This window comes from Roseiconus nitratireducens (assembly GCF_008629675.1).
In the GTDB taxonomy this organism is placed as follows: Bacteria; Planctomycetota; Planctomycetia; order Pirellulales; family Pirellulaceae; genus Stieleria; species Stieleria nitratireducens.
Genome location: NZ_VWOX01000016.1, coordinates 141,345 through 149,733, shown reverse-complemented (window position 1 = coordinate 149,733; position 8,389 = coordinate 141,345). Strand labels below are relative to the sequence as shown.

The following is an 8,389-nucleotide window of genomic DNA, read 5'->3' as shown; positions in this document are numbered from 1 at the left end:
GAGCGGGAGGGTGAAGCAGAGAACGCAAGACATTGATCGATGGACGCCGCACTGCAGGATTGCCCCACAGGAGCAGAGCGGGACGATTGTTAGAGGATGGCATCCCGCCGTCTGGCGACGGCAGCGACGCAGCACTGGCAGCGACCGCGTGACGGCAGCTACGGAGCGATGGCGGCGACGCACGTTTTCTCTGAACTCAACTGAACTCGCCGCTGATGTATTGCTTCGTGTGCAGTTCTTGCGGGTCTTCGAATAGCCGATCCGTATCCTCGTATTCAACAAGATAACCGGTGCGTGCTCCGCCATCCGTGTCGACGTACATGAACGCGGTTTTGTCAGCAACCCGCTGTGCTTGCTGCAGGTTGTGCGTGACGACCGCGATCGTGTACTTCTTCTTGAGCTCCACCATCAGCTCCTCGATCCGTCGGGTCGCGATCGGATCCAGGGCCGAACACGGTTCGTCCATCAACAGCACGGACGGTTCGGTCGCGATCGCACGGGCGATGCAGAGACGTTGTTGCTGACCGCCGGAAAGCGAGAGTCCGCTCGCTTTCAGCTTGTCTTTCACTTCATCCCATAATGCGGCACCACGCAACGCGTTCTCGACACGCTCCGGAACATCATCCTTGACGCGATTGAGACGCAGCCCAAAGGCGACGTTGTTGTAGATGCTCATCGCGAATGGATTCGGTTGCTGGAAAACCATGCCGATGTAGCGTCGAACCGCGACTGGATCGACATTGGGGTGATAGATGTCCTTTCCGCGAAAATGAACATGCCCGTTGAAGCGAAACCCTCGCACCAGGTCGTTCATGCGGTTCAGACATCGAAGCGCCGTGCTCTTTCCGCACCCCGACGGTCCGATAAAAGCGGTGATCTTGCCTTTCAAGATCGGAATGTGCGTGTCGCGGACCGCGCGAAAGCTTCCATAGAACAGTTCATTGATCATGCAATCAATGACGACGCCGGTGCCGCCCGCGGTTGCGGCTGGGTTTGCAGTGAGACTGCTTGCTGTTTCAATCATTCGTATTACCTTTCCACCCGACTTCGGGACAACCACTGGCCACACAGATTGATGACGAGAACAAGCATCACCAACACCAGAGCGGCTGCCCAAGCCAGTTCGATTTGGTTCTCGAAGGGAACCCCGGAAAAATTAAAAATCAGAACCGCCAACGAAGCGGTAGGCTCCATGAGCGCAACCTCGCCGTTTTGGACGATCCAGTAATTGCTGTTCAGTGCCGTGAAAAGTAGCGGTGCGGTTTCGCCCGACGCCCGAGCCACCGCCAGCATCACTCCGGTCAGCATTCCTGGAAACGCGGTTGGCACCACCACCTTCCAAACGACTTGCGTTTGCGTCGCTCCCATCCCAACGGCCGCTTCTTTCATTTTGTGCGGCACCATCTTCAAAGCTTCTTCGGCCGTCAGCAGCACGATTGGCAACATCAAGATGGACAGGGCGACGCCGCCGGCCGGAGCCGAATAGGTTCCGGTGACCAAAACCACGGCCGCGTACGCAAACACTCCCGCCAATATTGATGGGAAACCGGTCAAAAGCTTTGCACAGAACCGCACGGCCGAAGCGGTTTTGCTCTCCGGACCGAACTCGGCCAAAAAGACCGCCGCCAGGATGCCGACCGGAACGCTGATCAAAGCGGCAATCCCGACCATCACCAATGTGCCGACGACCGCATTTCCGAATCCGCCTCCGCTGGCAAATGCCGGAGGCGGCGTTTCCGTGAACAGGCTGATGCTCAAACGCTTCCCGCCCCGGTACGCCAACATGAACAGCACCGAGAACAGTGGAATGCATGCCAACACGGTGACCAACGCGGTCATGCAACTCAGGATCGCACTGAGCAGCGTTCGCGGATGCCGCAAGGACCGGTCCAGTTCCGGAAAATCGATGTCGACGAACGCTTCGGTGATCTCGACCTCTTGTTCGGTCATTTCGCCACCCCCGACAATCGCTTCGTCGCTCGATTCATGATGGCGGTCCCCAACAGATTCACCATCAAGGTGATCGCCATCAGAATCAACGCGGCATACATCAACACCTGCTCTTCCGCCTGACCGGCTTCGGGAAAGTTGTTCGCCAACAGCGCCGCAAGCGTGTTGGCGGGCGAGAACAACGAAAGACTGATGCGATTGGCGTTGCCGACCAGCATGGCCAAGGCCATCGTCTCGCCCAATGCCCGGCCGAACCCCAGCACCAAGGCTCCGAAGATCCCCGTGGCGGAAGTGGGAAGAATCACCCCCAGAATCGCCTCCCACCGTGTCGCCCCAAGGCCAAATGCGGCTTCCTTGATTTTGCGTGGCACCGCGCTGATGGCGTCCCGCGAGACGGCCGAAATGGTCGGAAGAATCATGATCGACAGCACCAGCGCCGCCGGAAGCATTCCAGGACCGCTGAGCGATGTTCCAAAGATCGGGATCCACCCCAAATGTTCGTGCACCCAGTTCGCCCACGGTCGAATCGCGGGGATGACCACGTAGATCCCCCACAGCCCGTACACCACGCTCGGAATCGCCGCCAAAAGCTCGACGATGTTTTTGAACACGATCTCCAGCTTCGTGGGCAGGAAATCCTGCGTCAAAAAGATTGCGATCGACACGCCGAAGAAGCCGCCGACCAACAGGGCCAGCAGAGAACTGTAAAGTGTGCCCCAGATCTCCGGCAATACGCCAAACTGTTCTTCGTTTGCGTCCCAAGTCGTGCCGGTGATGAAGTCAACACCATAGGTCTGAACCGCAGGCATCGCTTTTCCGCCGATCTCGTACAAGATGTACAGGACCAACAAAATCGTCAGCCAGGAGAACAGATAGGTCAGCGCACGAAAGGACCGGTCCCAGGCGACATCGACCGTGGACGGCGGAGACGCAACGGAAGCGTCGGATTCTTCCCAGCCCGTCCCGTCCAACGTCGTCGCCATCTACGATCCCTCAAAGGACGTCGCCCGCCATCGCAGACAGGCACCGTCCGATTTGCCTTTACTGAATGTTGTCCAACGCTTTGGTCACTCGCTCCACGACGTTCTCAGGCAACGGAACGTAACCCATTTCGTCGCTGACCTTTTGACCTTCCGTCAGGCAATACCTGACCAGTTCCTTGAGCGCTTCCGCCTTCGTCGGATCGTCATACTTCTTGTAGCAAAGCAGCCACGTGTAGGTGACAATCGGGTAGGCCTGCTCACCTTCCGGATCCGGCAACCAGGCACGCAAGTCTTCCGGCATTTCGACCTTGGCGAGCGCTGCTTGCCCGCTTTCCAACGACGGTTTGATGAAGCTTCCGGATTTGTTCTCCAAGCTCGCCATCGACAGATTGGTCAGTTTTGCGTAGCCGTACTCGATGTACCCGATCGCTCCCGGGGTTTGCTTGATGGTCGCGGTAACACCATCGTTTTTCGGCGATGCAATGAACTTGTCGCTCTCGGGCCAAACGACCGTCTTGCCGGTCCCGGGTCCGTCCGCCCACTCTTTGCTGATCTCGCTCAAGTGCTTGGTAAAGACGAAGGTCGTTCCGCTGCTGTCGGCGCGGCGCACCACGGTGATGTCCAAGTTGGGAAGATCGACACCCGAGTTCGACTTTGCGATGACCGGATCATTCCACTTGGAGACTTTCCCGAGCAAGATGCCCACGTACGCGTCGCGGGTCAGCTTCAGGTCGTCCACGCCATCCAAGTTGTAGGCCAGGACCACTTCGCCCGCGGTCATCGGAAGCAGTTGAACGCCCTTCGCGACCTGTGCGATCTCCTCGTCCTTCATCGCCGCATCGCTGGCGCCAAAATCCGTGGTCCCGTTGATGAAGTCTTTGATGCCGGCCCCGCTTCCCTTGGCCTGGTAATCCACCATCACATCGTCATGGGCGGCGCTGAATTCTTTGAACCAGCGGTCATACAGCGGGAACGGGAAACTGGCGCCCGATCCGGTCAGTTTGACCGTCCCGCCCGAACTTCCAGACGATCCAGTTGATGTCGTCGGAGATGTCGATTCCGACTTGCATCCCGCCAAGCACAGCGTCGTGCAAGTGAGTGCAACACAAATCATCCGAGGCATTGAGAACTCCAAATCCAAGAGTGCACGACAAGAAACTGTCTCGGATTATTCCCGCTGCCCAACTCCGCACAATTACATAAGGCATTGAAACGCAATGATTTGCGCAAGCTTCATGGTTTCTTCATTCGGTGCGACGGGCGACCGCCAAGCGGGCACGCCGCAATGATTTCCTGTCGTGATTCGCCGTCTGGCGACGGCAGCTACGAGACGCGTCAATGCAAACCTTCCGCCGTCTGGCGACGGCAGCTACGGGAGGTGTCGATGTAGCCACGTTCGCCAGAACGTGGAGACCCCGCCGAACTGAATGCTCTCATGGCGGCGCAAGATGTCCAGCCAACATTGCCATCGTTCAAAGAAGCATCAAACCACGCCTGAAGAAACGACGCAATCACTCATCAAACCATCACAATTGACGCGTCAATTCATCATTGTTTACGCGCTTCACATCATGGATTTTTCAGAACTTCACAGGCCATAAAACCTCTGGGCACAAACTTTGGATTTTAACGTTTCGAACATTTCGAGTTCGGTGTCGATCCATACAATCCGCCGCCTTACACGATGTTGAAAGTCAACGTCTCCAAGCAAGGCAAGTAGGAAAGGAATTGATCGTGCGCAAACGATTTGACCTGCGTTCCAAGAAACGACGAACACAAATTAGAAACCCCCGAGTTGAGAAACTAGATTCGCGTCAACTTCTTGCGGCCGAATTGACAGCGATCGGCACCTTTGAGACAGGCGTTTTTGACGAAGGTGCCGCCGAGATTGTGGCTTACGACGCTCAATCGCAACGAGCCTTCTTTACCAACGCGAACCAAAACAGTCTTGGTGTTCTTGATCTCAGCGATCCGACCCAGCCGGTCCAAGTCGACTCGATCGACTTGTCCAGTTACGGAAACGGCCCGAATAGCGTGGCCGTCTCGAACGGCCTGGTCGCCGTTGCCGTTGAAAGCGATCCGGTCACCGACCCAGGAGTGGTGGTCTTCTTTGGTACCGATGGTTCCTATTTGAACTCGGTCACCGTCGGCGCGTTGCCCGACATGGTGACGTTCACACCAGACGGCAACAAAGTTCTGGTTGCCAACGAAGGTGAACCTGACGACGGCGTCGATCCGGAAGGATCCGTCAGCATCATTGACGTCAGCGGCGGAGTATTGTCCGCGACGGTCCAGACCGCGACGTTCGATGGACTGGCATTGGCAGATCTGCTGGACCAGTCGGCCAGCGTTCCCACTGATGAAAACAATGAGCCGTTCTTGCTTCCAGCGGGCTTCTCCCAACACGAGATCGTCGACCGCGAAACGGCGAACCTGGATCCGGACTTTGCGGCCACCTTTGGCAACTGGGACATGGTCGCGCTGGATCCCAGCAACCAATTCGTCTTCATCCCCCACGAAGTCGGCCAGGGAGCCGGACTGACTCGCTACGACACGCTGACCGGTGACTTCGTCGCCGCGATGACCGGCGACAACACGGGGACTTTCGTGACCGACCGCGACGCGTGGAATACGGCCGCTGCCAGCGGCGATCCGGCCGTCGCCAATGCCACGCTCGGGGACTACGGCGGCTTCGATCCCGCCGAGTGGACTCCCAACGGGACCGTCCTGGTGGCAGAAGAATGGTCTGGATCCGGACGCATCTTCGAATGGCTCAACCCGCTGATGGAACCCGGCGAGACGCCGCAAGTCCGCTGGCTGCCCCTGCCCGGCGTGGCCCACGAAGGCCTGAAGTTTGATGACGATGGAAACCTGTACTTCATCGACGAACGCAACAGCGGATCGATCTACAAGTACGTCCCCGAAACGCCGGGAGACCTGGGAACCGGCCAAACCTTCGTGCTCAGCATCGACGACTTCGCCGCCAGCGGCGGAGTCGCCGCGGAGAACTGGGACTCGGCGGCCAACCAGACAGCCACCCGTACCGGAACGGCCACTTGGATTCCGATCACCGACGCGGTCGGAAACAAACTCGCTTCCACCACCGCCGATCCGGCCACTTACGGTCCCAGCGATGACACCTCACGCGGCGGCCAGGCGGTTGCCAACGAGGTCGGAGCCACGCCGTACGGACGCCCTGAGGACCTAGGCATCATCGGCAACACGCTGTACTTGACAACGACCAGCGAGAACACCGTCTACTCGATCGAGCTGACCTCGCCGACGACCGCGATGGTGCAACCGTTTGCCAACCGGGACACGCTGGATTCTGAGACCGGTTCGCCGGTCGGCAGCGCGCTTCGCAACCCCGACAACATTGCCACCGACGCGGCCGGCAATGTTTACGTGATCGAAGACAACAGCCCGGGCGACGTCTGGAGAGTCGTCGACGCTGACAAGGACGGGGTCGCCGAATCGATGGCCCGCTTCGCCAGCCTGGGCGTGGCCGGTGCCGAACCGACCGGATTCATTGCCACCAACGATCCGAACAAATTCCTGGTTGCAATCCAACACCCCAGCTCCGGCAATGACGCCCTCTGGGAGATCAGTGTCGACACCTCCGAAGCCGCCCGTGAGGCCGGGATCCGTGTCTTCCCCGGGGTTGAATTGGCGAACGATTTGGAACCGGAATACATCTCCGTCTCGCCCGACGGCTTGACAGCCCGCGTGACGCTGCAGGAGGCGAACGCATTCGCGGTCTTGGACATTGCCAGCGGAGTGATCACCGACATCCAACCGCTGGGCGTGAAGGACCACAGCATTCCCGGTTTCGGCCTGGACGCTAGCGACCGGGATGACGCCATCAACATTGCCAACTGGCCCGTGTTTGGGATGTACATGCCCGATGCCGTGACGTCGTTCGAAATTGCGGGCGTCACCTATTTTGCGACGGCGAATGAAGGAGACGATCGCGGTGAAGATGAACGCATCAAGGACCTGACGCTGGACCCGACGGCGTTCCCCAATGCAGCGGAGTTGCAGGAAGACGAGAACCTGGGTCGGCTGGGAGTGTCCACCATCGACGGCGACATTGACGGCGACGGTGACTACGACCAGCTGTTTGCTTACGGTGCCCGCAGCTTCAGCATCTGGGATGCCGACGGCAACCTGGTTTTTGATTCCGGCGACCAGTTTGAACAAATCACGGCGGCGGCCTACCCGGACAATTTCAACGCCAGCAACGACGACAACGAACCCGAAACCCGCAGTGACGCGAAGGGACCCGAACCCGAAGCGATCACGACCGGCGTGGTGAACGGACGCACGTTGGCCTTTGTCGGATTGGAGCGGATCGGCGGGATCATGGTCTACGACGTGACCGACCCGACCGCGCCGGTGTTCCAGCAGTACATCAACAACCGCGATTTCAGCGGCGACCCGGAATCCGGCACCGCCGGTGACCTGGGCGTCGAAGACCTGAAATTCATTCCGGCTGCTGACAGTCCCAACGGCGCACCGCTGCTGCTGTCCTCCAACGAAGTCAGCGGCACCGTCAGCGTGTTCCAGATTGGAGGGACGTTCTTCAACGACGGCGTGCTGGAAGTGTTCGGCACGGCGGACGATGATGAGATCACGGTCAAGGATCGGAAGGGTGGCGAGATCGAGTTGATCATTGCCAGCGACGACGGCGACGAATTGGCTGAGATGTATTCCGGCGTCAGCCTGATTGTCATCCACGGTGAAGGCGGAGACGACCAGATCAAGGTCGACCAGAAGGTGAAGATCGACACGATGCTGTTCGGTGGAGCCGGGAACGACCAGTTGCATGGCGGCGGAGGCAAGAACTTGCTGGACGGCGGTGCCGACGACGACATGCTCAAGGGTGGCCGGCTCAGTGACATCCTGATCGGGGGAACCGGCCGGGACAAACTGGACGGCAAGCAGGACAACGATGTGCTGATCGGCGGACTGCTCGAAGATGACGTCAACCAGGTCTTCGCGGATTGGCAATCCGATTCGCTGGACGTGTTCGGCTTGACGGCCGTCGACGACGAGGAGAAAGATGACCTGAAGGGCGAGCAGGACGCCGACGTCTACTTCAGCGGCTTAGGTGATCGCCTGAAAAAGGTGAAGGCGTCCGAAGGCGACCTGGTCGTCTAAACGCCAATCGAAGACGGCCAGAATCCGTCGCTGCCGTCGCCAGACGTCGGTAAGCCAATCCCTGGCGAGCATCGGTCCACGTTTCGGGCAACGCTCGAAACGCTCGATCCTCGCCAGCGTCGCTGCAGAGCACGTGGCGCCCTTCAAGTCGACGCGCAACGTCGGGACCTTAGAAGGCATGACCAGTTTGCCACAATCACTACGTAGAACGAACGTAGCGAGACCTTTGTAGACTTCACAAAGAGCAGTCTCTTCCTCCGCCAAGTGAAGGAAAAGGCGTCGACAGCAGAATCTAT

The 8,389-nt window shown here is 58.7% G+C and carries 5 protein-coding genes; 1 reads left to right on the top strand and 4 read right to left on the bottom strand.

What is annotated here, in order from left to right; genetic code table 11:
• Nucleotides 1-196 precede the first annotated feature (196 nt).
• The 4 genes from pstB to pstS form a co-directional block, all read right to left on the bottom strand.
• On the bottom strand, nt 197-949 hold the full coding sequence (pstB, locus tag FYK55_RS23115) for a phosphate ABC transporter ATP-binding protein PstB (RefSeq protein WP_201743787.1): 753 nt from the start codon (nt 947-949) through the stop codon (nt 197-199).
• Nucleotides 950-1,029: 80 nt separating this feature from the next.
• Entirely contained in the window at nt 1,030-1,950 is a 921-nt protein-coding gene (gene pstA, locus FYK55_RS23110; RefSeq protein WP_150078986.1) for a phosphate ABC transporter permease PstA, read from the bottom strand.
• Entirely contained in the window at nt 1,947-2,933 is a 987-nt protein-coding gene (pstC, locus tag FYK55_RS23105) for a phosphate ABC transporter permease subunit PstC (protein ID WP_150078985.1), read from the bottom strand. The genes pstA and pstC overlap by 4 nt, the downstream gene beginning before the upstream one ends.
• 58 nt (nt 2,934-2,991) lie before the next feature.
• On the bottom strand, nt 2,992-4,047 hold the full coding sequence (pstS, locus tag FYK55_RS23100) for a phosphate ABC transporter substrate-binding protein PstS (protein ID WP_235908921.1): 1,056 nt from the start codon (nt 4,045-4,047) through the stop codon (nt 2,992-2,994).
• A 620-nt stretch (nt 4,048-4,667) separates the two neighbouring features.
• Between pstS and FYK55_RS23095 the strand changes: the two genes are divergently transcribed.
• Nucleotides 4,668-8,093 (top strand): choice-of-anchor I family protein, encoded by a 3,426-nt coding sequence (locus tag FYK55_RS23095; protein WP_161604698.1) that lies wholly within the window; start codon nt 4,668-4,670, stop codon nt 8,091-8,093.
• The last annotated feature ends 296 nt before the right edge of the window (nt 8,094-8,389 follow it).

What these genes read in the sequence shown, in the direction of transcription:
- pstC (WP_150078985.1), bottom strand. Translation starts at nt 2,933, where the DNA reads ATGGCGACGACGTTGGACGGGACGGGCTGGGAAGAATCCGACGCTTCC.
- pstA (WP_150078986.1), bottom strand. Translation starts at nt 1,950, where the DNA reads ATGACCGAACAAGAGGTCGAGATCACCGAAGCGTTCGTCGACATCGAT.
- pstS (WP_235908921.1), bottom strand. Translation starts at nt 4,047, where the DNA reads ATGATTTGTGTTGCACTCACTTGCACGACGCTGTGCTTGGCGGGATGC.
- pstB (WP_201743787.1), bottom strand. Translation starts at nt 949, where the DNA reads ATGATCAATGAACTGTTCTATGGAAGCTTTCGCGCGGTCCGCGACACG.